Source organism: Enterobacter sp. DC4, assembly GCF_000568095.1.
Lineage (GTDB): Bacteria > Pseudomonadota > Gammaproteobacteria > Enterobacterales > Enterobacteriaceae > Enterobacter > Enterobacter pseudoroggenkampii.
This window is the reverse complement of record NZ_AZUB01000005.1, coordinates 182,506-208,593: the sequence shown is the minus strand read 5'-3', so window position 1 is coordinate 208,593 and position 26,088 is coordinate 182,506. Positions and strand designations below refer to the sequence as shown.

Sequence of the window (26,088 nt, the reverse complement as noted above, 5' to 3'; positions counted from 1 at the left end):
CTCATCCTCCCCGGACGTGTTTATTTTTCATCTCTGCGATCTCCTGACAGGTGACGCACAGGGCTACGCCAGGCACCGCTATTCGGCGCGCCTCCGGTATCGGCGCCTCGCAGTCCTCGCAGAGGAAACGCGAAGGCGATGCGGGTCGTCTGCGGGCGCGATTAATGTGGCGCTCTCTGTCTTCCTGCTCGCGCGCCTGGGCAAGATCGATAAAATCGGCCATCAGTGCAGCTCCTGTGATTCACGCTCGTAGCGGGCCGCCTCGTGGCACAGCAGTTCGGCAACGTCCTCTCCGCTCATACCGGTTTTGTAGATATGGCTCGCCAGCGCCTCCAGGCGCAGGGAGACCGCGAGGGCTCGCGCGCATCGTTCCTCCGTTTTTGCCTCTGCCAGCAGGCGTTTCAGTTCTTCACTTCCGATCGGATAAGGGTGGTTTTCACTGTTTCGCATCACGCGTTCTCCTTAAATTCAGGCAAAAGGATGCCCGGCGGGTTTACGCCATTAGTTTTTGGGTTGGGTTATATCGGCATGGTCAGCCGTTCAGGAAATAAACTCACAACAGCACGAAAATGGTTCATGGCGTTAATCAGCGCCCGTTTCTCTTCGGTCGTCAGCTCGCTGATATCGCACTCATGACGGGCGACGGGCAATCTCGCCAGGAAAAAGAGGGCGGCCAGTGCCCTGCAGTTCTCCTCAAAATAGGGGTCGCGCTTATCGCGCAGCTCGGCCATAAACCGCGCCAGCTCTTTTCCGCTATCGCTCCCGTATCGGGCGCGCAGTTCAGCGACGTGGTTAAGCCCGTTAAGACGCGCTCCCACGCTAAGTGGAACCCTTGCACGGGCAGCTTCTATCGCCATATCTCCCCTCGCATAAATTCACGCACGCTAATGTGCTGAAAACGGGTACAGCACGGTTTTTTCCACCGTTTGATGATTGCGATTTCAGAAGCCATGCTGCATGATTCCCATTTTGATACTGTCTGCAATCATTAGCCTCTGTTTGCCAACGTCTGCCGCTGATTGCCCGAATTTGCAATGATACTAATACCCAATTGAGTATTAGTAAACACCCAAAGGAATATATTTTGATCTTAGATTCTCAAGTGAATAATGAAGAGTTACTCGATAGAATCTGTCAGGTATATGGTTTCACGCAGAAAATCCAGCTGGCCCGGCACTTTAATATCGCCGCCAGCTCGCTTCAGAACCGCTACGCGCGCGGTACCGTCTCTTACGACTTTGCGGTTCAGTGCGCGCTGGACACCGGCGCCAGCCTTCGCTGGCTGATGACCGGCCAAGGGGCGCAGTTTGAAGGTCACCCCGTGCCGGGCGATCCCGTTTCAGTTTCGACATTCACACTCAGTGACGGGAGACTGGAAGAAAATTCCATTTTGAGTATCGACTCTGCTTTCTTTAGCAAACCGCTGGCGCGCGGCATCGCCGTCCGGGCGGAGGGGAAGCTGCACTTTATCGAAAAAGACGCATCGTTAACCGACGGCCTGTGGCTGGTTGAGATTGAAGGCACCGCCAGCATCCGCGACCTGACGCTGCTGCCGGGTAAAAAACTCCACGTGGCGGGCGGCAAGGTTCCGTTTGAGTGCGGTATCGACGAGATAAAAACGGTGGGACGCGTGGTGGGGATCTATCGTGAGGTTAATTGATGGCGTGCAGGTAATCAAAAACACCTGTGTGCAATAAAAAAGCCAACCCCGCATTCACGCGGTGTTGGCCCTGTTTTTAGAGCAATGACACTTACAACAGGTTAAAAGACATAACGCATGCCAAGGGTAAATTCATTAGAGACGATATGGGCCTTCATCTGCTCATCCTTTAAACCACGCATGTTCGCATAGTTGTTATATCCGCTTTCGATCTTACCCATATCAACATAGCGATAGCCCAGATCGATATACAGACGTTCAACCGGCGTGTAGCTTACGCCTGCACCTAACGCGTAAGTCAGATTATTTTGCGTCGTCGAGCCATATTCACGGCCAGGATTGCCCTGCCAGCCGCCTGCTTTAATCCTGCTTACACCAAGCCCTGCGGTACCGTAAACAGAGACGCCGTAGCCCAGCTCGTAATCACGATAGACATTCAACATCAGACGTTCAGTTTCAGTCTGAAGATGATCAAAACCGTTAGGGAAGGCGCTGGAACCGTTGGTGTATTCGGTTTTCTGCTTAAAGGTGTATTCACCTTCAGTGCGCCAGCCGTTACCAAACTGATAACCCGCAGCAATCGCCGCACCGCCTAAGTGCTCTTTCTGTTTACCACCCACAAACTGCCCGACACCTGGACGGGAACTGGTATCCATCTCTTTGGCCCGCTCTTCAATCTGCAGATATTTTGCCGAACCGTAATACCCTTCTTCCGTATTTGCCGCCAGAACGGTTGCCGGGATCAGCGCGATCGGCAGGGCGACTACAATAGCTTTCATCTTCATCTACACTCCGTTGAAAATAATATTCCGCACGGCGAACCATCGTCTGCCGGTGTCAGGAAAAGTCAGTGAGATGAAGCATAAGCACTCCAGAAAGGGCAAACTATTCGGATGAATACGCGTTTTACCTGGTAATTTTACGTAGGGACTTGTCTTGATTTAAAACTATTGTTATCTATTTCAAGGAATTAACTCTCACCTCAAAAAACAAAGCGCTTATTCACCTGTTAAGCGCCCATCTTCACACTCTGTAAAATCTAAAGAAATCCCCCATCGCGCCGATCATCATCCGTGTGTATTATTTCCTGTAGCTTTTACAACAACTAACCTTAACTCAAATACTTAAGCGCCAAAGCGAAAGGCATCATGAGCACACCGATCAAACGGCTAGAAATCATTAAAAATGCCATTGAACTGGAAGATGACGACATCATCCAGAGCCAGCTGACACGCCTGAAAAATGAAGCGTTTGACGATGAGCTACAGGCAATCGTCGTGGCGCTTGAGGAGAAGAACTACACCGCGGCCATGGCGGCCATTACCGCCTGGCTACAGGGCCAGCGCGCCGTCACCCCGTGGCGCGACCCGCAGGTGGCCGCCAGCAAGCTGGAGCTGAAGGCGCTGGAAGAGCGTCTGCGCGATCTGATTGACCGCCGCAACGCCCGCGTGCAGCAGCTTGATGAGTTTAACGATCTCTATTTTTCCCGCCTTGGGCCGCTGATGCAGCAGATCCTTGCCCTGCGTAAAACCCTGGCGGAGCTAAACCTGCGTCGTCAGCAGGCGGAAGCGCGTCGTCGCGAGGAAGATTACCGTCGCTGCCAGCACTATATGGCGCAGGCGGTAGAGGTGCTGGCGACGCTCACCCAGCGCTGGCGCGATCTCCCGGCCGATTCCGTACAGGCCGCTGAGGCGCGTAAGCATCTGGAACAGCAAAGCAATCTGATTGCCAACCTGCTGGCCGAAGCGCTGGAGCTGGAGAGCGGCTTAACGCGCGAAGAGGAGCCTGCGCGTCAGGCGCGCGACGAGGCGAACGAAGAGTACGAGAAGTATCGCGAGCAGCATCACGATGCCGAAGTGCGGCTGCGCAAAGGTAAGCATCTTTCGGAAGAAGACCAGAACGAACTCAAGCGTCTCTGGCGGCAGGCGAGCAAGCTCTGCCACCCGGATCTGGTGGCGGACGATCTGAAAGAAGAAGCCAACAGCATGATGGTGCAGCTAAACCAGGCGAAGCAGCGCGGCGATGTGAAAGCCATTCGCTCGCTGGTGGCCCGCCTGCAACAGGGCTTCGAGCCATTGATGGCCAGCGACAGGCTGAACGATCTGGAACGTATCCGCAAAAAAATGGCGCAGGTCCGCGAGCAGATCGACATTTTAGTGAACGAGCTGGCGGAACTGGAGAAAGAGGAGTCCTGGCTGCTGGTCTCGTCGCTCAACAATATGGAAGCGTACTTCGCTCAGCAGGAGAAAGCGCTGCACGAGGTCCGCGCCTCGCTCGAACATCAGGTGAACGAAGCGCAGCTGGATTCCGCCGCCTGATTATTTGGCGTGCCAGTATGCGCTGGCACGCACCAGCTGCGGGTCAATCGCGTCGGTTTCAAACTGACGGCTCAGCGTTTTCACCACCTTCCCTTCCCCGGTCAGCCAGATGAAGTAGTCTTCCCCCGGAACGGTCAGCGCCGTCAGATGGTCTGCGACCGCCTGCTCGCGATGGCCCACCACCCAGGTGATATTGAACCCGCTCAGGTGCGCCAGATAGTCTTTATAAGATTCGTCCCCGACCGTCACGACCGCATGAACCTCCGGGCGAACCGGCAGTTTAGCAATGCTTTCTAAACGTCGACGCAGCGCGGGCATGCCGGATTCATCGCACACGTACAGCTGCCAGGCGTAATCCTCCGGCACCACCAGCGAACCACGCGGGCCGCCGATGGTCAGCGTGTCGCCCGCTTTCGCCTCGACCGCCCAGCTGCTGGCAATGCCGCCGTCATGAATGAAGAAATCGAGAACCAGCTCATGATTTGCCTCATCGTAGAGCGGCGTATAATCGCGCGCCTGCGGACGCACGCCGTCGCCCCAGTCGATGCCTTCATCGGTGACCACCGGCGGCGTAAACGTCATCCCGGGTGCCGGGAAAAAGACCTTGGTATGGTCGTCGAAACCGCGGGAGCTAAAGCCCTCCAGCGCCTCGCCGCCTAAAACAATGCGCTGGAAACCCGCGCTGGCGCGCTCAACGCGGAGCACCGTCAGCTCGCGAAAACGCAGGTCATTACGAACACGCTGTGGATAACGGGTAGATGCCATTTTTGGACCCTTTGCTGGTGAATACGATATATCTAAATCAATTTTCAAATGATAATGATTACTAATAATGAAAAATGCAAGATCTTTTAGATTGCATCTGAATATATCTTAGATATAGTTTAGATATATCAAATTAAAGGACCTGTTATGCGACACGAACACGACAGCGGCGGGCGCCGACCGCGCTTTTTCGGCCACGGCGATCTGCGGCTGGTGATTCTGGATATCCTGACCCGTAGCGCGAGCCACGGCTACGAACTGATCAAAGAGATTGAAAACCTGACCCAGGGGAATTACACCCCGAGCCCAGGCGTCATCTACCCAACCCTGGATTATCTTCAGGATCAGTCCTTTATCACCATTACGGAAGAAGAGAGCGGGCGTAAGCGCATTGCGATTACCGCTGAAGGACAGCGCTGGCTGGATGAAAACCGGGAACAACTGGAACAGATCCAGGTGCGTATCAAAGCGCGCAGCGTCGGTTTTCAGCTGCGCAAAAACCCGCAGATGAAGCGGGCGCTGGATAACTTCAAAGCGGTGTTAGACCTGAAGGTGAACCAGGGAGAGCTCAGCGACGCGCAGCTTAAGCAGATTATCGGCGTGATTGACCGCGCGGCGCTGGAGATCTCCCAGCTGGATTAAGCCGGCGCGTGCTCGCTCACGCGGAAGACGCGTACCAGCTCTTTCAGGTGCATCGCCTGTTCGTTAAGCGATGCCGCCGCAGCCACAGACTCCTCCACCAGCGCGGAGTTCTGCTGGGTGGTGGCATCAATCAGGCCAATCGCGCTGTTAATCTGCGAGATACCTTCCGTCTGCTCGTGGCTGGCCTGGCGAATTTCCCGCAGAATCACGTCCATCTCCTCCACGTTGCCCACCATCCCGTTGATCAGCCCACTCGCTTTTTCGACCAGGTTCATCCCGTCCTGGGTCTGGCTGGTGGAGCTCTCAATCAGCTCACGGATTTCGCTGGCAGACGACGCGCTCTTCTGGGCAAGCTGACGCACCTCACCGGCCACCACCGCAAAGCCGCGTCCGTGCTCGCCGGCACGCGCCGCTTCCACCGCCGCGTTGAGCGCCAGAATGTTGGTCTGGAACGCAATGGCGTCGATCAGGTCGATAATGTCGGACATCCGGTTCGATGTTTCGTTAATCAGGCGCATTTTGCTGGTCACCTGCTTCATCATCTCACCGTTGTTTTTGACCACCGTGGCGGCATCGGCAGAAAGGTTGGTCGCTTCCCCGGTATGCGAGGCGGTATTTTTCACCGTCGCGGTGATCTGCTCCATCGAGGCGGCGGTCTGTTCGACAGAACTTGCCTGCTCTTCCGTGCGCGCGGCCAAATCCTGGTTCCCGGCGACAATCTGCGCGGCTGCACTGGAGATATTCTCCGAGCCGGTTTGCACCTGCTGCACAATGTCCAGCAGTCGCGTCTTCATCTCCATCAGCGCATGCAGCAGCAGACCCGTTTCGTCTTTGCCGTGCGGCGTGATGCTGCCCGTCAGATCGCCCTCTGAAATGGCTTTTGCAAAATGCACCGCCTCGCCGAGCGGACGTGTGATAGCGCGCACGATAAACCAGCCAATCAGGCTGCCTGCCACGACGCTAAAGAGCGTGATCAGGATCAGCAGCAGGCGGTTAGACCTGAAATCTCCTTCCACCTGCGCCCCTGCACTCTGCATCTCACTGTTTTGAATAGTAATCAGCTCCTTCACCTTCGCTTTATAAGCCTGCTGCACGGCGAGGGTGGTGGTCATCATCTCCTGAATAGCGCCCGCACGATTGTTGTTCTGCACCGCCTGCAAAATGCGGTAGCGCGAGTCCAGATACTGCTGGCGCACGCTGCGAATATCCGCCAGCACCTGCTGAGACTTTTGATCCTGCAGCGCGTTGTTAAGCTCGCCGAGGATCACCGTGATGTGCTCGCTGATCTCTTTCAGGCGCTGCTGAGATTGCCCCGTGTAGGTACCCTGCTCATCCAGCAGCATCAGCTGTTGCGTGCTAATAAATTCCTGGAAGTTATCGATTAACTGGTTCGCTTTTACCGTGGTCGGATAATCACTGGTAATAATGGATTGCATCCCGTTATTAGCCCGGTTCAGACTCAGCAGAGACAGGCTCGCGCTGATCGCCATCAGGACAATAAAGAATCCAAACGCCAGAAATAATTTCGTGCCGATCTTTACGTCATGTAAGAACATATTTTCTCCATCGATGTGATTATTTCTCAGACGATCGCTGTTATCGGTAACGATTTCGCTAACTTTATGAGTTTGATCGTTTTTTTATTTCATAACCGTCACAATGGATAGGTAGAGGCTATTAATATTGCTCCATCGATCGTTACCAGACCACCAGATAGGTATTTTTCATAATAGTGTTCTGAATAATTGACTTAGGCAGGAATAAATAACTGAGGCACTTTCTTTAGTTATTTAATATGAGCTTAACAATAAAATACATTAATAGTCACAATCAGAAAATAAGAAGCCGTTTATTCCTTACGGAATAAACGGCTTTTCCGGAACATTATTGACTCAATGGAGCACAGTCACCGCATCCTTAAGGCGTCCGGCGCGATGCTTCACCATCGCAGAAATGTGCGCGCTCTCCTCGACCAGGTCGGCGTTTTTCTGCGTGATGCTGTCGAGTTCAGCCACCGCGCGGGTCAACTCTGAAAGTCCGGTTGCCTGCTCGGAGGTCGCGTGGCTGATCTGGGCGATAAGCTGCGTCACGTTTTTCACCTGCACAACGATATCATCCATCGTACGGCCTGCGGCGTGTACCTGCTCAGAGCCGGACTGCACCTTGCTGGCGCTGGCATCAATGAGTTTACGAATATCATTCGCGGCACTGGCGCTGCGGCTGGCAAGATGGCGGACTTCGCCCGCGACCACGGCAAAACCTTTGCCCTGCTCCCCTGCCCTTGCCGCTTCAACCGCCGCGTTCAGCGCCAGAATATTGGTCTGGAAAGCGATATCGTTAATCAGGGAGGTAATCGAGCCAATTCGCTGCGTGCTGTCGGCAATGTCATCCATGGTTTTAACGACGGTCTGCATCGCGTTGCCCCCTTTCGTTGCCGCGCTGCTCGCGGCCACGGAGAGTTTGTCCACCTCGGCGGCGGTTTCGGAGTTGCTCTGAACGGACGCGGCCATCTGGTTCATTGTCGCGACGGTCTGCTGCACGTTCGCCACGGTCTGACGCGTCCGATCGTTCAGATCTTCATTTCCCTGCGCCAGCCTGTCGCTGCCGTCACGGACGCTCACCACCTGGCTCGACACGTCATTGATTAACCAGCGGCACATCAGGCCCAGTTGCCCGACCGCACGCAGCGTCAGCCCCAGCTCGTCGCTGCGGTTAAGGTGCTGCACGCTGTTGCGCTCGCCGGTGGCAACCTTCAGCGCCTGTCGCGCCACATTCTCTATCGGGCGGACAATCTGTTGCTCAAAAAGCAGTGTCCCCAGCAGCATTACCAGCGCGGCTGCGGCAAGCGGCATCCACCCGGCGGAGGTCGCGACCAGCGTGGCGGCGAGTACGGCAAAGAGCACCGCCATCACGCTGCGCACGCGCCAGCGCAGCGGCATTGCCGGCAGTTTGCCCAGCCAGCCCTTTCCGACCACCAGCCCTTTATGAATACGTTTTTTACAGCGCCCGTCGTTCAGCGCCCGGTAGAGCGGCTCCACGGCGGCAATCTCTTCCGCTGTGGCTTTGGTACGAATGGACATATAGCCCGTCACCTGCCCGCGGCGCACCATCGGTACCGCATTCGCACGCACCCAGTAGTGGTCGCCGTTTTTGCGCCGGTTTTTGACAATCCCGCTCCACGGCTCGCCCTGCTGCAGCGTGTACCACATATCGGCAAACGCGGCTTTTGGCATATCGGGATGGCGTACCATATTGTGCGGCTGGCCCGTCAGCTCATCGAGCTGGTAGCCGCTCACCTGCACAAAGGTGTCGTTGGCGTGGGTGATGTAGCTGTGGACGTCTGTGGTAGACATTAAGGTGGTGTCATCGTCCAGAGGATATTCATTCTGGGTGACATAGGTTGGAGAGGACATCGTGGGCATCCCTTGCAGGTTATTTGAATGTTAATTTTGTGGGTCAATGTTTTTTCGGCGGTAAACAATTTATCTTTAGTTGTTAAACTTGATGGAGATCGCAGATTTGACTTAAACCATACTTTTTGTGCGATTTTTTAATCCATTGATTTCAAATACTTTCGCAGAGAAATTACCCACAAAGCATGACCCGTTAATGCCCACTTAAGTTGCAGCGTATGCACTTCTTTAGTGCAGCGGCGCTCTTCCCCCTTCTTTTATACTCTCTGCCCCGTACCGCTAAATCCCGTTTGGCTTCTATCGGCATGATTAAATATTGTGCAACATTATTTTAACCTGGCGTTTATCCCGATTTTCGTTAAGTCATCTGAAGTGGCGTAATCCCTGCAATACTTAAACCAGTATCATGTGATACGCGATCCCCGGGAGCACATTTTGAACAGGTTACCTTCCAGCGCCTCGGCTCTTGCCTGTACCGCGCACGCACTGAATCTCATTGAGAAGCGAACGCTCGATCATGAGGAGATGAAACAACTTAACCGAGAGGTCATCGATTACTTTAAAGAGCACGTCAATCCAGGGTTTCTGGAGTATCGCAAATCTGTTACCGCCGGCGGGGATTACGGAGCCGTAGAGTGGCAAGCGGGAAGTCTGAACACGCTTGTCGACACCCAGGGACAGGAGTTTATCGATTGCCTGGGAGGTTTTGGAATTTTCAACGTGGGGCACCGTAATCCAGTTGTGGTTTCCGCCGTACAGAATCAACTTGCGAAACAACCTCTCCATAGCCAGGAACTGCTCGACCCGCTTCGCGCCATGCTCGCGAAAACGCTGGCGGCCTTAACGCCCGGCAAACTGAAGTACAGCTTCTTTAGCAACAGCGGCACGGAATCGGTCGAAGCGGCGATTAAACTCGCCAAAGCGTACCAGTCGCCGCGCGGGAAATTCACCTTTATCGCCACCAGCGGCGCGTTCCACGGTAAATCCCTGGGCGCACTGTCTGCTACCGCCAAATCCACCTTCCGCAAACCGTTTATGCCGCTGCTGCCGGGCTTCCGCCACGTGCCGTTTGGCGACATCAACGCCATGCGCACCGCGCTGAGCGAATGCCGCAAGACCGGCGATGACGTGGCGGCGGTGATCCTGGAGCCGATTCAGGGCGAAGGCGGCGTGATCCTCCCTCCGCAGGGCTATCTGCCCGCCGTGCGTCAGCTGTGCGATGAGTTTGGCGCCCTGCTGATCCTCGACGAAGTCCAGACCGGGATGGGGCGCACCGGCAAGATGTTTGCCTGCGAGCACGAAAACGTGCAGCCGGACATCCTGTGCCTGGCGAAGGCGCTCGGCGGCGGCGTGATGCCGATTGGCGCGACGGTGGCCACCGAGGAGGTCTTCTCGGTGCTGTTCGACAATCCGTTCCTGCATACCACCACCTTTGGCGGTAACCCGCTGGCCTGTGCGGCCGCTCTGGCGACCATTAACGTGCTGCTGGAGCAAAACCTGCCCGCGCAGGCGGAGCAGAAAGGCGACATGCTGCTGGACGGCTTCCGTCAGCTAGGCCGGGAGTATCCGGACCTGGTGCAGGACGCGCGTGGGAAAGGGATGCTGATGGCGATTGAGTTTGTTGATAACGAAACCGGCTACAGCTTCGCGAGCGAGATGTTCCGCCAGCGGGTGCTGGTGGCCGGAACGCTCAACAACTCGAAAACCATCCGCATTGAACCGCCGCTGACGCTGACGATTGAGCAGTGTGAGCAGGTGCTGAAAGCGGCGCGTAAAGCGCTGGCAGCGCTGCGGGTGAGCGTGGAAGAGGCGTAATCAACGCCGGGTGGCGTTACGCTACCCGGCAGTTTTTTATCGGTGAAACTCCGCCACCGTCATGGTGAAGCGAAGCACGGTATCGCTTTCATTGGCGTAGCCGTGCGACGCTTCCGTTTTCGCCACCGCCGACGCACCAGCGTTAACCTGGGTCACCGCCTCATCCACCGTCAGCGTTAACACGCCCTCGTTTACGTGCAGCAGCTCAAAGGTTCCCGCCGGGTGCCCCGGAGAGGTAAAACGTTCTCCCGGCTGCATCTCCCACTGCCATAACTCAATCATGTCAGGTCCCGCGGTACCCGCCAGCAGTCTGGCACGTCCACCCAGCGCGCCCTGCCACAGCACCGGAATCGCCTCTTCTTCGATAACATGTACCAGCGGCTCGCTGGAGACATTGACGATATCCGCCACGGAGATGCCGAGCGCGGCGGCCAGCTTGCACAAAATGGCGATACTGGGATTGGCTGCGCCCTTTTCGATCTCCACCAGCATCCCTTTGCTGACGCTGGCGCGGCGGGACAGCTCGTCCAGCGACAGCTTTTTCTCTTTACGCCAGTTGCGGATGCGGTTCGCCACGGCCAGGCTTACCTGGGCAACATCGGCACCCGAATCAGTCATTATATTGACTTTATCAGTCATTGGTCACTACCATGGTATAAAACAGTCAATACAGGATTATTTATGTCTCTCGTTACGCCGTCAATAGATTCGCGTCTTGCCGGGATTGCCCCAGGCTTTCGGGCGCTGAGCATTCTGGTTGAAGCTGCGCCGATTACCCACCCGGAGGTAGCGCCCGCCGCGCTGGCGCAGGCCTGCCAGCAGATGTTGAATGATGATGTGCCGTGGGCTGATGCACACCTTTCAGACTGGGATGAGGTGTTTAAAGCCTTCGGCGCGAAACCGAAACGCACGCCCTGTTCCGCCGCGGCCCTGCGCAAGCGGGTACTGAAAGACGGTTCGCTGCCGTCGCTGGATCCGGTGGTGGATATCTATAACGCAGTGAGCATTCGCTATGCCATTCCAGTGGGTGGGGAAAATCTCGCGGCGTACTCGGGTGCGCCGCGTCTGACGCTGGCCGACGGCAGCGAGCCGTTTGATACTTTAAAAGAGGGACAACCAGTGGCGGAACATCCGGAACCAGGCGAGGTTATCTGGCGCGATAACCTCGGCGTCACCTGCCGCCGCTGGAACTGGCGCCAGGGGGTGCGTACGCGTCTGGACAGCCAGGCACAATCTATGTGGTTTATTCTTGAAAGCTTGCCGTCGATGCCGCTTGCGGCACTGGAAGAGGCAGGAGAGGAGCTGGTCAACAACCTGCAGCGGCTGATGCCGGGGGCCACGGCTCAGGTTAAGATGCTGATGCTGTAAGAGGACAACACGATGTTTCACGGATTAAGCGCTTTTCCGTTAACCCCCCTGAAGGAGGGGACGTTTGACGAGCAGTCCTTCATCAATCTTCTGCGCCCCGTGGTCGACGCTGGCGTGGATTCTCTGGGCATTCTCGGCTCAACGGGAAGCTATGCCTATCTGACCGTAGAAGAGCGCGGTCGGATCGCACGCTGCGCGGCGGCGCATGCTGATGACATTCCGGTCATCGTCAGCATTGGCGCATTACGGCTGGACGATATTCTGCGTCTGGCTGACGACGCGCAATCGGCAGGTGTCTCCGGCTTGCTGCTGGCCCCCGTGTCGTACCAGCGATTAACGGAAGACGAAGTGTTTAATCTCTATGAAACGGTGACCCGCCAGATCTCCGTACCGCTGTGCATTTACGATAATCCCGCCACGACCGGTTTTTCGTTTAGCGATGAATTGTTATTTGCCGCCGCGGCCCTGCCGAATATAGGCTCCATAAAGCTTGGTCGCGTGCCGGAGGACCTGTCGCAGGTACGCGCTCGTCTTCCTGAGACCGTCACGCTGGGCATCGCCGGCGACTGGCGAGCGGCCTCCGCCCTGCATGCCGGGTTTGACGTCTGGTACTCGGTCCTCGGCGGATTGTTCCCGCAAACAGCGCTGGCGATTGCGCGTACGAAAGAGACGGCACAATCCGAGCGGCTGGAGCCGCTTTGGGAATTGTTCCGTCGATACGGCAGCTTGCGGGTTGTAGCAGCAGCGGCAGAAATGCTGGGGAAAGTGGAAACACCCGCGCTCCCCTTCCCGCTTCAGGCTATTCAGGGTGAGCCGCGCGAAGCGCTTGCTGCGATACTTGCGGATCTGGAGCTGGCCTGAACAACGCCGGGTGGCGCTAACGCTTACCCGGCCTACAAAAGCAATACAACCTCAGCATAATGATTCTCCCTCTGGAATAAGATATCATTTGGAGAAATTCGACCATCAATCCCTGAGGGACCATGCGCTACTATTTTCTGGAATGGGTAAATGATTTCGAAATTATGATGCTTAATTCTCTGGCGAAGGATTATCCCGTCATGAAAATCAATCGTATTATGCGGCGTTATAAATCAGTTAATGCCTTTATGCCCGGTACGCTGTTAAAAAAATGGCATAAACGTTTTCATTGTGCCGTTAAATTATCGGCGATAAAGCCAGATGATATTGTAATTTGTAACGGCTATAGCGTTTTCCCTTTCCTGGATTATATTGCCAGCATGCCGTGTAAAAAAGTGTTAATCCTGCGCGATTCGGTTGTGGCCTTAACACGCAAGCGCCGCCTTCTTGGTCAACTGACTGAAGACGAAGACTATATCGAAAAGGTTCGCCCGGTATTTGACGTAATATTTAGTTTTGACTCTGCTGACTGCCAACGCTATAACCTGGCGATGATTGAACAATTTTTACCGTTTAGCCTGCATGAAATTCAACGATTACAAAAAGAGAGCCAGAGCGAGAATAAAAGCTGTTTTTTTGTTGGAGGCTATGAGCCGGTTCGTGCAGAAACCCTTAAGATAATCACACCTGAACTTGAGAATAACGGCTATAGCCCTGACTTTTACCTTTTGGATAAATACAACAATCAGGATAACTACCCGGACAACTGTCAAAATAAAAGACTTAGCTACATCGAAAACATTGAGAAGGTGAAACACGCCGCTGTTTTACTGGAAATCAATAAGCCTGAGCAGCAGGGATTAACGCTACGTGCTTTGGAAGCGCTTATTTTCAATAAAAAACTAATTACCACCAACGTGTCGATTCGAAGCATGGATCTTTACGACCCTGCACGAATTTTTATTTATAACGAGGACGATATTGAAGGTCTTCGGGATTTTTTGCAGAGCCCACTTCCCAACGTGGATGAAACGCTTCTTAGTAAATACAGTGCTGATAGTTTGATAAAGACATTGCAGAAGGTTAATTTCTGACAAGGCGTTTACCCGACAGACATACGCTGTCGGGTAACTCCGTTACTCTGGCAACAACCCCACAAAACTGCGTTTCTTACGTGGCTCCGACATCAATTCCTCAAGCTTATCCACGCACGCCAGATAGTGCGGCGTTTGCTTATGCGCCAGCACCGCCTCTTCGTCTTTGTAGGCCTCGTAGATAAAGAACCGGGTTTTCACCCTCGGGTCCTGCAATACGTCAAAACGCAGGTTTCCCGGCTCCTTGATTGCCCCCTCGTGGTTGGCGCGGAATACCTCCAGAAACTCGTCCACCCGCTCGGGCTTAATGTTGATTTCAACCAGCGTCACGTTCATTTTGCTTCTCCCTGTTTCTCTTCCTGCCAGAACTGGAACGCATCGCGGGCATTCCAGTTCTCGTGAACCACTTTTTTCACCGCCTTCAGCATGGCGAGCGGCGCGCTGGACTGGAAGATGTTGCGCCCCATGTCCACGCCGGATGCCCCCTGATCTATCGCGCGCCAGCACATCTCCAGCGCCTCGTGCTCCGGCAGCTTTTTGCCCCCGGCGATGACTATCGGCACCGGGCAACTGGCGGTCACTTTTTCAAAGCCCTCGTCCACGTAGTAGGTTTTGACGAACTGCGCCCCCATTTCGGCGGCGATGCGGCTGGCGAGCGAGAAATAGCGCGCGTCACGCGCCATCTCTTTACCGACCCCCGTCACCGCCAGCGTCGGCATTCCGTAGCGCGCGCCCGCATCGACAAGCTTGATGATGTTGTTGATCGACTGATGCTCAAACTCACTGCCGATGTACACCTGCGCCGCCACCGCGCAGACGTTCAGGCGCAGCGCGTCCTCCATCGCCACCGCCACGCACTCGTTCGACAGCTCTCCCAGAATCGAATTACCGCCGGAGGCGCGCAGCACCACCGGTTTGTTCGTCGCGGCGGGCACCTGGCTCCTGAGGATGCCGCGGGTGCACATCAGCACGTCGGTTTCACCAAACAGCGGCGCGATGGAGAGATCGATACGCTCAAGGCCGGTGGTCGGCCCCTGAAAGTAGCCGTGGTCAAAGGCCAGCATCACCGTACGGTTGCTCTGCGGGTTAAAGATGCGCGCCAGGCGGGACTGCATGCCCCAGTCCAGCGAGCCGCAGCCCTTCAGCGTGAACGGCACGTTGACCTGCGGCGTGCCGATGCCAAAATCCTTACCGTCTTTGATATCGTCTAAATCAGCCATTTGCTCCCCCGTCAGAAATCGTATTTGCTGATGTTCTCTTTGGTGAACACCACCCGCTCCGGCAGCAGCACTATGCCGTTGCCCTTCGCCTCATACTGGTAACCCTGCACGCTGTTCGGCTCGACCTTCAGCGCCCCGATATTTTTTACGTCCACGCTGTCGCCGACGTTAAGATCGCCTTTTTTCAGCAAACGATCGGCGACATTGACCGCAATTTTTCCCTGTTGTACGACATCCCACAGGCCGAAGGCTTTTACCGTGCCGCGCTCAACGTACGGACGCATCACGTTCGGCGTACTGAACCCGACAATCGCCACCCCTTCGCGCTTCAGGTTTTCCGCCGCCTGCGCAGCGGCCGGCAGCGCGTTGGCATCCGGGGCGATGATCGCATCCAGATCCGGATACGCTTTTAAGATCCCTTCGGCGGTTTGCAACGATTTGGTGGCGTCGTTATAGCCAAACTGGGTGGTGACGACCTGCCACTGGGGATGATCTTTCTCGATTTTGGCCTTCGCCTCTTTCACCCACTGGTTCTGGTCGGTGACGGTGGGGCTGGAGTAGAAGAACGCCACTTTGGCATTCGGTTTGGTGACCTGCTTGCCCGCCATCTCCACCAGCAGGCCGCCCAGCTGTTCCGGCGTTCCCTGGTTGATGTAGATGCTGCGGCACTCCGGTTTGGTGTCGGAGTCCCAGGTCAGAACCTTGACCCCGCGCTGCATCGCGCGCTTGAGCGCCGGGCAGAGGCCGTCCGGCGACACGGCGGAGACGATGATGGCGTTATAGCCCTGGTTGACGAAGTTATTGATCAGCTGCACCTGGCCGGAGACGCTCGGCTCGGTCGGGCCGTCGTAGGTGACGTCCACCCCAAGGTCTTTCCCCGCCTCTTTCGCGCCGTTGCCGCCGCTGGTGAAGAAGCCCACGCCCACCAGCTTCGGGATAAAGGCAATGCGGTCCGCCGCCTGCGCCGAAGCGAAGCTGAGGGCCATTGCCAGGACGAACAGTTTTGTTTTCATCTTACGCTCCGGATAGTTTTCTAAAGAGAGAACGCACCCACTCGCGGTGCAGACTCAGCGAACGTCCCATCACCACCACGACCAGCAGCGCCCCTGACAGCGCGCTCGACACCTGATTAGGGATACCGACCATCTGTAAACCCTGCTGCAGGTAGCCCACCAGCAGCGCCGCCAGCGCCGTACCGACAACAGAACCTGAACCGCCGTAGATATTGGCCCCGCCGAGCACGGCAGCGGTGAGCGCGGGCATCAGCAAATCGCGCCCCAGATCCGACCGAGCGGAGCCGAAATAGGAGACCATTACCAGCGCGGCAACCGCCGAGGCCACGCCCACCAGACCATACAGCGCGTAGGGCATGCCGTTCACCGACAGCGCCGCATAGCGTGCCGCACGCGGATTTTGCCCAATCAGGAACAGATGGCGCCCAAAGCGCCCGCGGTGGGTAATCAGCCAGAAGAAGACGGTAATCACCGCGAACAGCACCAGCGGGATCGGCAGCCCCAACACCGTGAGGTTAGCGAACGCCGTGAAGCTGTCCGGGAAGCCGCCGATGCCCTCGTAGCCCGTGGCTCCCGCCATGCCGGAGAGCAGCAGCGCCCCGCCGCCGTAGAGGTAGAGCGTGCCAAGGGTAATCACCAGCGGGCTGATGCCGGTGTAGTGGATCAGCGCCGCGTTTACCAGCCCGCACAGGAGTCCCAGCAGCAGCGTCAGCGGAATCGCAACCGCCATCGGCCACCCGGCCTGCATCATCACCCCCAGCGCAATCGCGCACAGGCCGATGGTCGAGCCCAGCGAAATGTCGATCCCACCGCTGATGATCACCAGCGTCAGCGGCAGCGCCACAATGCCGATGCAGATAAAATCGCTGGTGCTGAACAGCAGCATGTTGACGTCGAGCATGCGCGGGTTGATGGCGCCGAAGAGCAGGATCTCCAGCACCAGCAAAATGAGCAGCGCGCTTTCCCAGTTAAGCCTCATTTACGCCACCTCTTTTTTGCGTTTGGGAAACGGGGTGACGTGCTTCCCCCCCCCTGTTACCCGGCTGGAAGCGACCGTACTTCAGCGCCCGCTGATGGCGCGCCAGCGCCTGGCGCAGACGCCCGTCGAGCACCAGTACGCCCAGCAGCACCAGCCCGGCAATAAAGTCGTTCCACCAGGCGGGAAGCCTGAACAGCACCAGCACGGTGTCGATTTGCGTCAGGAAAAACGCGCCAAGCAACGCGCCGATCAGCGTGCCCGTGCCGCCCAGCAGCGAGATGCCGCCGAGGACGCAGGCGGCGATGGCCTTCATCTCCAGCCCGCTGCCGGTCTGGTTGGGCACAAAGCCAATCTGCGCGGCAAAGACGATCCCGGCGCAGGCCGCCAGCATGCCGTTCAGGGTAAAGGCGATCATGCGGGTGCGGTTCACCGCCACGCCCAGCTGGCGCGCGGCGGCGAGGTTATCCCCCACCGCGTAAAAATCACGCCCGAACGCGGTGCGCGACAGCGTCCATGCGCCGATGAGCACGATCATCAACACCACCATGCCAAGGGGCGACACGCCGATGGCCGCAGGCTCAGAGAGAGATTTCAACCCCGGCGGCAGCCCTTCAATCCACTTTCCGCCCGTCCAGAGCAGCATTGCCCCGCGATACAGCCCCAGCGTGCCGAGGGTGGCGACAATCGCCGGGATGCGCAGCCCCACCACCAGAAACCCGTTGAACGCCCCGGCCAGCGCGCCAACCGTGAGCGCGAAGAGAATGGAAACCGGCAGGCTGTAGCCGCTGTTGAGCGCCACGCCGACGGCAATGGCGGAGAGCCCGACGGTTGACCCCACGGAGACGTCGATATTGCGGGTCAGCATCACCAGCGCCGCGCCGATGGCCAGCAGGATCAGGATCTGCGAGCTGGCGAAGATCATCCCCAGCGTCTGCAAACTCAGGTAGGACGGATTGAGCGCCACCAGCACGGCGAACAGCGCCAGAATGGCGAGAAACGCGCTCAGCTCGCGGTTTTTCAGTAAGGTCTTCATGCTTGCCCTCCGAACGCCAGCGCCATCATTCTGTCGAGGCTGACGGCATGGCGCGGCAGCTCGCCGCTGAGTACGCCCTGATGCATCACCAGCACGCGGTCCGCGAGGCCCGGAAACTCATCGAGATCGCTTGAGATCATCAGCACCGCCACGTTCTGCGCCGCCACGCTTTTGATCAGCTGGTAGATGTCGGCGCGCGCCGAGACGTCCACGCCGCGCGTCGGTTCATCGACGATCAGCAGCAAAGGGTTAGCCTCAAGGCAGCGCGCCAGCAGCACCTTCTGCTGGTTACCGCCGGAGAGCGTGCGCACGGTTTGATCCGCATGGTTGAGCTTGATCCCCAGCGCCCGGTGATAGCGCTCCACGACCGCAGACTCCCGCTTGCGCTGCTGCCAGAGCGACGGCTCGTTCAGCGCCACGGTGTTCCAGCGGATCGGCGCGTCGAGGAACAGGCCGGACACCTGCCTGTCTTCTGGCAGGTAGACCAGCCCTTTTTCCAGGCGTGAACTTACCGGATCGCCGGTGATCTCCTGGTTCTCCAGCCAGACACGGCCCCCGCGCACGGGCCGCAGGCCGTAGAGCGTTTCCGCAAACTCGGTGCGCCCGGATCCCACCAGCCCGGCCAGGCCGACGATCTCGCCGGCGTAGATCTCAAGGCTGAGATCGATAAAGCCTTCCCCGGTAAGATCGTCAACGCGCAGCACCGGGAAATCCTGCGGCTGGGTGCGACGGTTGCCCGGCAGCGCCAGCCACAGCTTTTGCGTATCGCTGAGGGATTTCTCCCGGCTTACCGGCGTCATGGCGGCGATCAGGGCGCTATCGTCAAACTGCGCGGTTTCGCCGCTCAGCACCACCGCGCCGTCGCGCATCACCGAGACGTGGCTTGAAAGCATGCGAATTTCCGGCAGCTTATGGGAGATAAAAACAATCCCGACGCCGAGTGTCTGCAGGGCGCGGATCTGGCGGAACAGCCGTTCGGTTTCGCCCGGCGTGAGGGAGGCCGTAGGTTCGTCGAGGATCAGGATCCGGGCGTTGCGCATTAATCCGCGCAGGATCTCCAACATCTGCTGATCCGCCACTTCCAGAGTGCTGGCGGTAGCGTCGAGGTTAAGCTGGCACTGCAGCTGCTGGAGTTTCTCCGCCAGGCACTTTTCAAGATCGCGCTCGCGCGGCAGGCGGAACAGGATGTTTTCCCGCACCGTCAGGTTGGGGAACAGCAGCGGCTCCTGCGGCACGAGATAAATGCCAAGCCTGTGCGCCTGAACGGGCGTCAGCCGCGCATATGACTGCCCCTCGACAGAAAGTTCACCGCTGTCCGGCGTTTCGACCCCGGCGATGATCTTCATCAGCGTCGATTTTCCCGCGCCGTTTCCGCCCATCAGGGCGTGCACCTGGCCCGCAAGCAGCGTGAAATCAATGCCTTTAAGAACCGGCACGCCTGAGAACTGCTTGCTGATATTCCGCGCGTCGAGAAGTGAGGTCATCATCGCTCCGTCATTGAACAAATGATTTTTAGATTTAATAATGTTCAAAAGCGTAGACGGTGAACTATATTTACAACCGTGCAGGGATCACAGTTTCATCGATTGAGATTCAGATAAACCAGAAACGATCGAAATGATCCGTTTTGTCGCGTGGCTCACACTTTCCCTCCGCGCCAACACGAACATATGATCTAAATTTTTATAAGAGTTCAACTATGAGCGATAAACGCACTGCGGAAGAAGGACGGTTTGCCGGGCTGGCGCTGGCGGAAGAGGAGCTGGTGGCGCGCGTGGCCTGGTGCTACTACCACGACGGGTTGACCCAGAACGATATCGGCGAGCGGCTCGGACTGCCGCGTTTAAAGATTTCTCGCCTGCTGGAGAAAGGCCGTCAGTCCGGGGTGATCCGCGTGCAGATCAACTCCCGCTACGAGGGCTGCCTGGCGCTGGAAACCGAGCTACAGCAGCGCTTTGGCCTGAAGCTGGTGCGCGTGATGCCCGCCCTGAATACGCCGCAGATGAACGTGCGGCTGGGCATTGGCGCGGCGCAGTCGCTGATGGGCGTACTGGAGCCCGGCCAGCTGCTGGCGGTGGGGTTTGGTGAAACCACCATGAGCAGCCTGCAGCACCTGAGCGGCTTTATCAGCTCGCAGCAGATCCGCCTGGTGACGCTCTCCGGCGGCGTCGGGCCGTACATGACCGGTATCGGCCAGCTGGATGCGGCCTGCAGCGTCAGCATGATCCCCGCCCCGCTTCGCGTGTCATCCGCCGAGGTGGCCGGGATCTTAAAACGTGAAACCAGCGTGCGGGACGTAATCCTCGCCGCCACCGCCGCTGACGTGGCGGTGGTCGGCATTGGGTCGGTGAACCAGCGCCGTGACGCCACGATCTTGCGATCCGGCTATATCAGCGAAGGTGAACAGCTGATGTACGCCCGCAAAGGCGCGGTCGGCGACATTCTCGGCTATTTCCTCAATGCCGAAGGGGAGTGCGTCGAGGAGCTGGAGATCCATAAAGAATTACTCGGCGTCTCGCTTGATGAGCTGGCGCAGCTGCCCACCATCGTTGGCGTGGCCGGAGGTGAAGAGAAAGCCGATGCGATTTATGCCGCACTGAAGGGTCGCCGTATCAATGGCCTGGTGACGGAGGAGACGACAGCCCGCGCGGTGCTGGCTCTGGCCAAATGAGAGCCCGCCCTGCGCTAACAGCGAGGCAAGCTCATGAGTTACCTTTTAGCGTTAGATGCAGGGACCGGTAGCGTTCGCGCCGTGATTTTCGATTTGCAGGGCAACCAGATTGCCGTCGGCCAGGCCGAGTGGAAGCACCTGAGCGTGGAGAACGTACCGGGGTCGATGGAGTTCGACCTCGAGACCAACTGGCAGCTGGCCTGCCAGTGCATTCATCAGGCGCTGACGCGCGCGAATATGGGCGCGGCGGATGTTCAGTCCGTCGCATGCTGCTCCATGCGCGAAGGGATCGTGCTTTACGACCGCAACGGCGAGGCCATCTGGGCCTGCGCCAACGTTGACGCCCGCGCCAGCCGCGAGGTGGCCGAACTCAAAGAGATCCACGACTATCGTTTTGAATCCGAAGTGTATGACGTTTCCGGGCAGACGCTGGCGCTGAGCGCCATGCCGCGCCTGCTGTGGCTGGCACACCATCGTCCGGATATTTACCGCAAGGCCGCGACCATCACCATGATCAGCGACTGGCTGGCGGCGAAGCTCTCCGGCGAGCTGGCGGTCGACCCGTCTAACGCGGGCACCACCGGCATGCTGGATCTGTTTTCCCGCGACTGGCGTCCGGCGCTGCTCGACATGGCCGGGCTGCGCGCCGATATTCTCTCCCCGGTGAAAGAGACCGGCACCGTGCTGGGCGCTATCACCAAAGAGGCCGCGCAGCAAAGCGGCCTGCGCGAAGGCACGCCGGTCGTCATGGGCGGCGGCGACGTGCAACTGGGGTGTCTGGGGCTGGGCGTGGTTCGCGCCGGGCAGACGGCGGTGCTGGGCGGCACCTTCTGGCAGCAGGTGGTGAACCTGCCGCAGGTGCGCACCGACCCCGAGATGAACATCCGCGTCAACCCGCACGTTATCCCCGGCATGGCGCAGGCGGAGTCGATCAGCTTCTTTACCGGGCTGACCATGCGCTGGTTCCGCGACGCCTTCTGCGCGGAGGAAAAGCTGATTGCCGAGCGGATGGGGATGGACACCTACTCCCTGCTGGAAGAGATGGCCAGCCGCGTGCCGGCGGGTTCACACGGGGTGATGCCGATCTTCTCCGACGCCATGCATTTTAAGCAGTGGTACCACGCCGCGCCGTCGTTTATTAACCTCTCCATCGACCCGGAAAAATGCAATAAAGCGACGCTGTTCCGCGCACTGGAGGAGAACGCGGCGATCGTCTCGGCCTGCAACCTGGCGCAGATTTCGCGCTTCTCCGGCGTGACGTTTGAGAGCCTGGTGTTTGCCGGTGGCGGTTCGAAAGGCGCGCTGTGGAGCCAGATTTTAAGCGACGTCACCGGCCTGCCGGTGCGCGTGCCGGAAGTGAAGGAGGCGACGGCGCTGGGCTGCGCCATTGCGGCAGGCGTTGGCGCAGGGCTGTTTGCCGATATGGCCTCGACGGGCGAGCGGCTGGTGAAATGGAGCCGCGAATTCACGCCAAACCCGGTACATCGCGAGCTGTACGACGGCATGATGCAGAAATGGCAGGCGGTATATGTGGACCAGCTTGGGTTGGTGGACAGCGGGCTGACGACGTCGATGTGGCAGGCACCGGGGTTAGTAAAAACCCATACCCCTCACCCTGCCCCTCTCCCCGGAGGGGAGAGGGGAAAAACCAGATCGAGCTGATTCTTTAAGGCCGCACCGGCCAGTCCCCTCTCCCCTCCGGGGAGAGGGTTAGGGTGAGGGGAAGTTCTTTGAGATCTATCACAATCATTCGATCCCGCTTTTACCTTTCCGCTGCCGCTGGCTAAATTAGTAACTCATCCGACCACATAACAATAATTTTACACTGGAAGAGACTATGAGCCGCTACCCGTCGTTATTCGCCCCCCTCGATCTGGGGTTCACCACACTCAAAAACCGCGTGCTGATGGGGTCGATGCACACCGGGCTGGAAGAGCACCCGGACGGGGCCGAGCGTCTGGCAGCCTTCTATGCCGAGCGCGCACGCCACGGGGTGGCGCTGATCGTCACCGGCGGCGTGGCCCCTGCCCCTTCCGGCGTGGGCATGGAGGGCGGCGCGGTCCTGAACGATGCGTCACAGCTGCCGCACCACCGCATTGTGACCGACGCGGTACACCGCGAGGGCGGCAAAATCGCCCTGCAAATTCTGCACACCGGACGCTACAGCTATCAGCCGAATCTGGTCGCGCCATCGGCTCTTCAGGCACCGATTAACCGTTTTAAACCTCACGCCCTCACCCACGACGAGATCCTGGCGCTGATTGACGACTTCGCCCGCTGCGCGGCGCTGGCGCGCGAGGCGGGCTACGACGGCGTTGAGGTGATGGGCTCAGAAGGCTACCTGATCAACGAGTTTCTCGCCGCCCGCACCAACCACCGTGAAGACGAATGGGGCGGCGACTATGCCCGCCGGATGCGCTTTGCCGTGGAGGTGGTTCGCGCGGTGCGCGAACGTGCAGGGGCTGATTTTATTATCGTCTTCCGCCTGTCGATGCTCGACCTGGTGGAGGGCGGCGGAACGTTTGACGAAACCGTGCAGCTGGCGCAGGCGATAGAAGCCGCGGGGGCCACCATTATCAACACCGGCATCGGCTGGCACGAGGCGCGCATTCCGACCATCGCCACGCCGGTGCCGCGCGCGGCGTTCAGCTGGGTGACGCGCAGGCTGAAAGGGAAAGTGTCTGTTCCGCTGGTCACCACCAACCGCATTAACGATCCGCAGGTGGCGGACGATGTGATTTCACGCGGCGATGCCGACATGGTCTCGATGGCGCGCCCGTTCCTGGCCGATGCCGAGCTGCTGTCCAAAGCGCAAAGCGGCCGTGCGGATGAGATCAACACCTGCATCGGCTGTAATCAGGCGTGCCTGGATCAGATCTTCGTCGGCAAGGTCACCTCATGCCTGGTTAACCCACGCGCCTGCCACGAAACCAAAATGCCGGTCGTTCCGGCGGTTAATAAAAAACGCCTGGCCGTGGTGGGCGCAGGCCCGGCGGGGCTGGCATTTGCCGTGAACGCCGCCTCGCGCGGGCACGGCGTGACGCTGTTTGATGCGCTGGGGGAGATTGGAGGGCAGTTTAATATCGCCAAACAGATCCCCGGCAAAGAGGAGTTCTACGAAACGCTGCGCTACTACCGCCGGATGATCGAGCTGACGGGCGTCGAGCTGCGGCTTAACCAGTTTGTCCATGCGGCGGATCTGACGGGTTTCGATGAGGTGATCCTGGCGAGCGGGATCGTACCGCGCACGCCTGCGATCGAGGGTATCGATCATCCGAAGGTGTTGAGCTATCTGGATGTACTCCGCGACAAAACGCCGGTTGGCGAGAAGGTGGCGATTATCGGCTGCGGCGGTATCGGCTTTGATACCGCCATGTATTTAAGCCAGCCGGGCGAGGCCACCAGCCAGAACATTGCCGAGTTTTGCGTGGAATGGGGTATCGACACCAGCCTGAAGCAGTCCGGCGGGCTTCGTCCCGAAGGGCCGCAGCTGCCAAAAAGCCCGCGTCAGATCGTGATGCTGCAGCGTAAAGCCAGCAAGCCGGGCGAAGGGCTGGGTAAAACCACGGGCTGGATCCACCGCGCTACCCTGCTCTCGCGCGGGGTGAAGATGATCCCGGCGGTGAGCTACGAGAAGATCGACGACGAGGGTCTGCACGTCACGATCGGCGGCGAACCGCAGCTGCTGCGCGTAGATCACGTCATTTTATGTGCCGGGCAGGAGCCAAAGCGCGATCTGGCGGATCCGCTGCGCGAAGCCGGTAAAACGGTGCATCTGATTGGCGGGTGCGACGTGGCGATGGAGCTGGACGCGCGGCGCGCGATTGCGCAGGGGACGAAGTTGGCTCTGATGATCTAGAACATTGCCGTGCAGCGGGGTAAAAGCAAAACGGCAACCCAGTTGCCGTTTTTAATGTTTGCGCCCTCTCCCTGTGGGAGAGGGTCGGGGTGAGGGCATCAGGCCGCACATACCCAATCTTAACGACGACGCCCCAGCTTCACCGACTTCAGCACCACAAACTTATTGTTCGTCGCAATGGTGACGCAGTTACCGAAAATCTTCTTCAGCTTGTGGAAGTAGTCCAGGTGGCGGTTCGCCACGATGTACAGCTCGCCGTTGATTTTCAGGCAACGGCGCGCGTGGTGGAACATTTCCCACGCAACGTTATCCGTCAGGGCGTGCTTCTGGTGGAACGGCGGGTTACAGAACACCGCGTTGAAGCGGAACGGCTCTACGCCAGACAGCGCGTTATTGATCATAAACTCGCAGCGATCCAGCGCGTCCGGCATGTTGATTTCCACGTTCAGACGGCTGGAGGCCACCGCCATCGGCGACTCGTCGCTGAACACCACGCTGGCTTCCGGGTTCTTCGCCAGCAGCGTCAGGCCGATCACACCGTTGCCGCAGCCCAGGTCGACAATCTCACCTTCCAGATTTTCCGGCAGATGTTCCATAAAGAAGCGCGCGCCGATATCCAGACCGGTGCGGGAGAAGACGTTCGCGTGGTTATGGATGGTCCAGTCTGTCCCTTCCAGCTTCCAGCTCAGCGTTTCTGGCGCGTCGGCCAGCTCCGGTGCGCTGAAGATGCAGTTGATCAGGCGCGCTTTTTTCCAGGCCAGCGTGGTGGTGGTCGGGCCGAGGACTTTCTCGAACAGCTCCAGCGTCGAAGTATGAATATCGCGCGCTTTGGCACCCGCGATGATGCGGGTTTCTGGCGTGACGACCTTACGCAGCGCGCGCAGCTGCTGCTCCAGCAGCGCCATGGTTTTTGGCACTTTGATCAGCACCACGCCGGGCGCCTGCGGGTAGTCCGCGGTGCTGTCGAGAAACTTCACGCTGGACTCTTCGATGTCGTTATGGCGCAGGTTTTCACGCGTCGCCAGCTCGCTCAGGTAGGAATCGCCGATGCTGTATGGCGTGTGCTCCGCCAGGGCGCATCCCAGCGCGCCAAACGCGTCATTCAGGATCAAAACCGGGCCGCGGATTTCAGTGTCATCCAACTGCTGCAGCAGATATTCATCCGCCGCTTCCCACGCCTGAAGCGGGTTAACGTCGTCCGTTTCCGGGAAACGTTTAAGGTTGAGTGAACGGAAACCGTTGTCTAAGTGGCTCATCGGCCCTCCTGAATGGTAAAATTTGGCGTATCCCTGAAAAGGGTGCGTGAGTATATACCCAAAATCATTCAAGTTGTATCAAGGCGGCAAGTCTGAGAATCCCCAGGAGCTTACACAAGTA

24 protein-coding genes and 1 pseudogene are annotated in these 26,088 nt (G+C 58.1%); 10 read left to right on the top strand and 15 right to left on the bottom strand.

The genetic code is table 11. From position 1 onward, the window contains the following. Window position 1 precedes the first annotated feature (1 nt). The 3 genes from P349_RS08550 to P349_RS08560 all read right to left on the bottom strand — a co-directional run bounded on the left by P349_RS08550 (window position 2) and on the right by P349_RS08560 (window position 857). Window positions 2–223 (bottom strand): TraR/DksA family transcriptional regulator, encoded by a 222-nt coding sequence (locus P349_RS08550; RefSeq protein ID WP_032650300.1) that lies wholly within the window; start codon window positions 221–223, stop codon window positions 2–4. Further along, the gene (locus P349_RS08555) at window positions 223–450 is read right to left on the bottom strand and encodes a DUF2732 family protein (RefSeq protein WP_032650301.1); all 228 of its coding nucleotides are present in this window, start codon (window positions 448–450) and stop codon (window positions 223–225) included. The genes P349_RS08550 and P349_RS08555 overlap by 1 nt, the downstream gene beginning before the upstream one ends. Window positions 451–518: 68 nt before the next feature. Beyond that, a complete protein-coding gene (locus tag P349_RS08560) occupies window positions 519–857 on the bottom strand; it encodes a DUF5347 domain-containing protein (RefSeq protein ID WP_032650303.1) in 339 nt (112 codons plus the stop codon). A 227-nt stretch (window positions 858–1,084) separates the two neighbouring features. Here P349_RS08560 and P349_RS08565 point away from each other — a divergent pair, with 227 nt between their 5' ends. Then, window positions 1,085–1,660, top strand: a complete 576-nt coding sequence (locus P349_RS08565; RefSeq protein ID WP_032650305.1) for a phage repressor protein CI — start codon at window positions 1,085–1,087, stop codon at window positions 1,658–1,660. Between the two features lie 101 nt (window positions 1,661–1,761). Here P349_RS08565 and P349_RS08570 read toward each other — a convergent pair whose 3' ends face one another. Next, a complete protein-coding gene (locus P349_RS08570) occupies window positions 1,762–2,445 on the bottom strand; it encodes an outer membrane protein (RefSeq protein WP_032650307.1) in 684 nt (227 codons plus the stop codon). Between the two features lie 363 nt (window positions 2,446–2,808). Between P349_RS08570 and P349_RS08575 the strand changes: the two genes are divergently transcribed. Further along, a complete protein-coding gene (locus P349_RS08575; protein ID WP_024906429.1) occupies window positions 2,809–3,978 on the top strand; it encodes a DNA repair protein in 1,170 nt (389 codons plus the stop codon). On the opposite strand, the gene P349_RS08580 is transcribed toward P349_RS08575, so the two are convergent. Beyond that, window positions 3,979–4,743: a siderophore-interacting protein gene (locus P349_RS08580; RefSeq protein WP_032650309.1), complete on the bottom strand. Its 765-nt coding sequence runs from the start codon at window positions 4,741–4,743 to the stop codon at window positions 3,979–3,981. Window positions 4,744–4,890: 147 nt separating this feature from the next. Here P349_RS08580 and P349_RS08585 point away from each other — a divergent pair, with 147 nt between their 5' ends. Next, window positions 4,891–5,385 (top strand): PadR family transcriptional regulator, encoded by a 495-nt coding sequence (locus P349_RS08585; protein WP_024906427.1) that lies wholly within the window; start codon window positions 4,891–4,893, stop codon window positions 5,383–5,385. Here the strand turns inward: P349_RS08585 and P349_RS08590 are convergent. Next, window positions 5,382–6,941, bottom strand: a complete 1,560-nt coding sequence (locus P349_RS08590; RefSeq protein WP_024906426.1) for a methyl-accepting chemotaxis protein — start codon at window positions 6,939–6,941, stop codon at window positions 5,382–5,384. The two genes, P349_RS08585 and P349_RS08590, sit on opposite strands and share 4 nt — an antisense overlap. A gap of 336 nt (window positions 6,942–7,277) precedes the next feature. Further along, a complete protein-coding gene (locus P349_RS08595) occupies window positions 7,278–8,798 on the bottom strand; it encodes a methyl-accepting chemotaxis protein (RefSeq protein WP_032650310.1) in 1,521 nt (506 codons plus the stop codon). Window positions 8,799–9,233: 435 nt separating this feature from the next. On the opposite strand from P349_RS08595, the gene ygjG reads away from it, so the two are divergent. Then, window positions 9,234–10,613, top strand: a complete 1,380-nt coding sequence (gene ygjG, locus P349_RS08600; protein ID WP_032650311.1) for a putrescine aminotransferase — start codon at window positions 9,234–9,236, stop codon at window positions 10,611–10,613. Between the two features lie 36 nt (window positions 10,614–10,649). Here ygjG and P349_RS08605 read toward each other — a convergent pair whose 3' ends face one another. Further along, entirely contained in the window at window positions 10,650–11,252 is a 603-nt protein-coding gene (locus P349_RS08605; RefSeq protein WP_032650312.1) for a helix-turn-helix domain-containing protein, read from the bottom strand. Between the two features lie 42 nt (window positions 11,253–11,294). Between P349_RS08605 and P349_RS08610 the strand changes: the two genes are divergently transcribed. The 3 genes from P349_RS08610 (at window position 11,295) to P349_RS08620 (ending at window position 13,936) form a co-directional block, all read left to right on the top strand. Then, window positions 11,295–11,981 carry a B3/B4 domain-containing protein gene (locus P349_RS08610; protein ID WP_032650314.1) on the top strand — a complete coding sequence of 229 codons (687 nt, stop codon included), beginning with the start codon at window positions 11,295–11,297 and terminating at the stop codon, window positions 11,979–11,981. A 12-nt stretch (window positions 11,982–11,993) separates the two neighbouring features. Beyond that, a complete protein-coding gene (locus P349_RS08615; protein WP_032650315.1) occupies window positions 11,994–12,842 on the top strand; it encodes a dihydrodipicolinate synthase family protein in 849 nt (282 codons plus the stop codon). A 122-nt stretch (window positions 12,843–12,964) separates the two neighbouring features. After that, on the top strand, window positions 12,965–13,936 hold the full coding sequence (locus P349_RS08620; RefSeq protein WP_032650316.1) for a hypothetical protein: 972 nt from the start codon (window positions 12,965–12,967) through the stop codon (window positions 13,934–13,936). A gap of 42 nt (window positions 13,937–13,978) precedes the next feature. Here P349_RS08620 and lsrG read toward each other — a convergent pair whose 3' ends face one another. From lsrG to lsrA, 6 genes and pseudogenes are all read right to left on the bottom strand, one after another. Further along, window positions 13,979–14,272 (bottom strand): (4S)-4-hydroxy-5-phosphonooxypentane-2,3-dione isomerase, encoded by a 294-nt coding sequence (gene lsrG, locus P349_RS08625; RefSeq protein WP_003862606.1) that lies wholly within the window; start codon window positions 14,270–14,272, stop codon window positions 13,979–13,981. Next, entirely contained in the window at window positions 14,269–15,156 is an 888-nt protein-coding gene (gene lsrF / locus P349_RS08630; protein WP_032650317.1) for a 3-hydroxy-5-phosphonooxypentane-2,4-dione thiolase, read from the bottom strand. Before lsrF ends, lsrG begins: the two co-directional genes overlap by 4 nt. An 11-nt stretch (window positions 15,157–15,167) precedes the next feature. Beyond that, window positions 15,168–16,169, bottom strand: a complete 1,002-nt coding sequence (lsrB, locus tag P349_RS08635) for an autoinducer 2 ABC transporter substrate-binding protein LsrB (RefSeq protein ID WP_023333523.1) — start codon at window positions 16,167–16,169, stop codon at window positions 15,168–15,170. A 1-nt stretch (window position 16,170) separates the two neighbouring features. Further along, a complete protein-coding gene (gene lsrD, locus P349_RS08640) occupies window positions 16,171–17,148 on the bottom strand; it encodes an autoinducer 2 ABC transporter permease LsrD (protein WP_032650318.1) in 978 nt (325 codons plus the stop codon). Continuing rightward, window positions 17,149–18,181: pseudogene (gene lsrC, locus P349_RS08645) on the bottom strand (autoinducer 2 ABC transporter permease LsrC). Further along, window positions 18,178–19,665, bottom strand: a complete 1,488-nt coding sequence (gene lsrA / locus P349_RS08650) for an autoinducer 2 ABC transporter ATP-binding protein LsrA (RefSeq protein WP_032650319.1) — start codon at window positions 19,663–19,665, stop codon at window positions 18,178–18,180. Before lsrA ends, lsrC begins: the two are co-directional and overlap by 4 nt. 215 nt (window positions 19,666–19,880) lie before the next feature. Here lsrA and lsrR point away from each other — a divergent pair, with 215 nt between their 5' ends. From lsrR to P349_RS08665, 3 genes are all read left to right on the top strand, one after another. Beyond that, window positions 19,881–20,852 carry a transcriptional regulator LsrR gene (gene lsrR, locus P349_RS08655; RefSeq protein WP_032650320.1) on the top strand — a complete coding sequence of 324 codons (972 nt, stop codon included), beginning with the start codon at window positions 19,881–19,883 and terminating at the stop codon, window positions 20,850–20,852. A 33-nt stretch (window positions 20,853–20,885) separates the two neighbouring features. Next, the gene (gene lsrK / locus P349_RS08660) at window positions 20,886–22,514 is read left to right on the top strand and encodes an autoinducer-2 kinase (protein ID WP_032650321.1); all 1,629 of its coding nucleotides are present in this window, start codon (window positions 20,886–20,888) and stop codon (window positions 22,512–22,514) included. A 175-nt stretch (window positions 22,515–22,689) separates the two neighbouring features. Then, on the top strand, window positions 22,690–24,711 hold the full coding sequence (locus P349_RS08665) for an NADPH-dependent 2,4-dienoyl-CoA reductase (RefSeq protein WP_032650322.1): 2,022 nt from the start codon (window positions 22,690–22,692) through the stop codon (window positions 24,709–24,711). A gap of 119 nt (window positions 24,712–24,830) precedes the next feature. Here the strand turns inward: P349_RS08665 and rlmG are convergent, their stop codons facing one another. Further along, window positions 24,831–25,967: a 23S rRNA (guanine(1835)-N(2))-methyltransferase RlmG gene (rlmG, locus tag P349_RS08670; RefSeq protein WP_032650324.1), complete on the bottom strand. Its 1,137-nt coding sequence runs from the start codon at window positions 25,965–25,967 to the stop codon at window positions 24,831–24,833. Between the last annotated feature and the right edge of the window lie 121 nt (window positions 25,968–26,088).

Bases quoted from the DNA above. Each gene is read 5' to 3' on its own strand.
- P349_RS08610 (WP_032650314.1), top strand. From the start codon at position 11,295: ATGTCTCTCGTTACGCCGTCAATAGATTCGCGTCTTGCCGGGATTGCC.
- rlmG (WP_032650324.1), bottom strand. From the start codon at position 25,967: ATGAGCCACTTAGACAACGGTTTCCGTTCACTCAACCTTAAACGTTTC.
- lsrK (WP_032650321.1), top strand. From the start codon at position 20,886: ATGAGTTACCTTTTAGCGTTAGATGCAGGGACCGGTAGCGTTCGCGCC.
- lsrF (WP_032650317.1), bottom strand. From the start codon at position 15,156: ATGGCTGATTTAGACGATATCAAAGACGGTAAGGATTTTGGCATCGGC.
- P349_RS08615 (WP_032650315.1), top strand. From the start codon at position 11,994: ATGTTTCACGGATTAAGCGCTTTTCCGTTAACCCCCCTGAAGGAGGGG.
- lsrA (WP_032650319.1), bottom strand. From the start codon at position 19,665: ATGACCTCACTTCTCGACGCGCGGAATATCAGCAAGCAGTTCTCAGGC.
- P349_RS08585 (WP_024906427.1), top strand. From the start codon at position 4,891: ATGCGACACGAACACGACAGCGGCGGGCGCCGACCGCGCTTTTTCGGC.
- lsrB (WP_023333523.1), bottom strand. From the start codon at position 16,169: ATGAAAACAAAACTGTTCGTCCTGGCAATGGCCCTCAGCTTCGCTTCG.
- P349_RS08620 (WP_032650316.1), top strand. From the start codon at position 12,965: ATGCGCTACTATTTTCTGGAATGGGTAAATGATTTCGAAATTATGATG.
- P349_RS08595 (WP_032650310.1), bottom strand. From the start codon at position 8,798: ATGTCCTCTCCAACCTATGTCACCCAGAATGAATATCCTCTGGACGAT.
- P349_RS08550 (WP_032650300.1), bottom strand. From the start codon at position 223: ATGGCCGATTTTATCGATCTTGCCCAGGCGCGCGAGCAGGAAGACAGA.
- P349_RS08555 (WP_032650301.1), bottom strand. From the start codon at position 450: ATGCGAAACAGTGAAAACCACCCTTATCCGATCGGAAGTGAAGAACTG.
- lsrG (WP_003862606.1), bottom strand. From the start codon at position 14,272: ATGAACGTGACGCTGGTTGAAATCAACATTAAGCCCGAGCGGGTGGAC.
- lsrD (WP_032650318.1), bottom strand. From the start codon at position 17,148: ATGAGGCTTAACTGGGAAAGCGCGCTGCTCATTTTGCTGGTGCTGGAG.
- P349_RS08665 (WP_032650322.1), top strand. From the start codon at position 22,690: ATGAGCCGCTACCCGTCGTTATTCGCCCCCCTCGATCTGGGGTTCACC.
- P349_RS08605 (WP_032650312.1), bottom strand. From the start codon at position 11,252: ATGACTGATAAAGTCAATATAATGACTGATTCGGGTGCCGATGTTGCC.
- P349_RS08575 (WP_024906429.1), top strand. From the start codon at position 2,809: ATGAGCACACCGATCAAACGGCTAGAAATCATTAAAAATGCCATTGAA.
- P349_RS08580 (WP_032650309.1), bottom strand. From the start codon at position 4,743: ATGGCATCTACCCGTTATCCACAGCGTGTTCGTAATGACCTGCGTTTT.
- P349_RS08570 (WP_032650307.1), bottom strand. From the start codon at position 2,445: ATGAAGATGAAAGCTATTGTAGTCGCCCTGCCGATCGCGCTGATCCCG.
- P349_RS08590 (WP_024906426.1), bottom strand. From the start codon at position 6,941: ATGTTCTTACATGACGTAAAGATCGGCACGAAATTATTTCTGGCGTTT.
- lsrR (WP_032650320.1), top strand. From the start codon at position 19,881: ATGAGCGATAAACGCACTGCGGAAGAAGGACGGTTTGCCGGGCTGGCG.
- P349_RS08560 (WP_032650303.1), bottom strand. From the start codon at position 857: ATGGCGATAGAAGCTGCCCGTGCAAGGGTTCCACTTAGCGTGGGAGCG.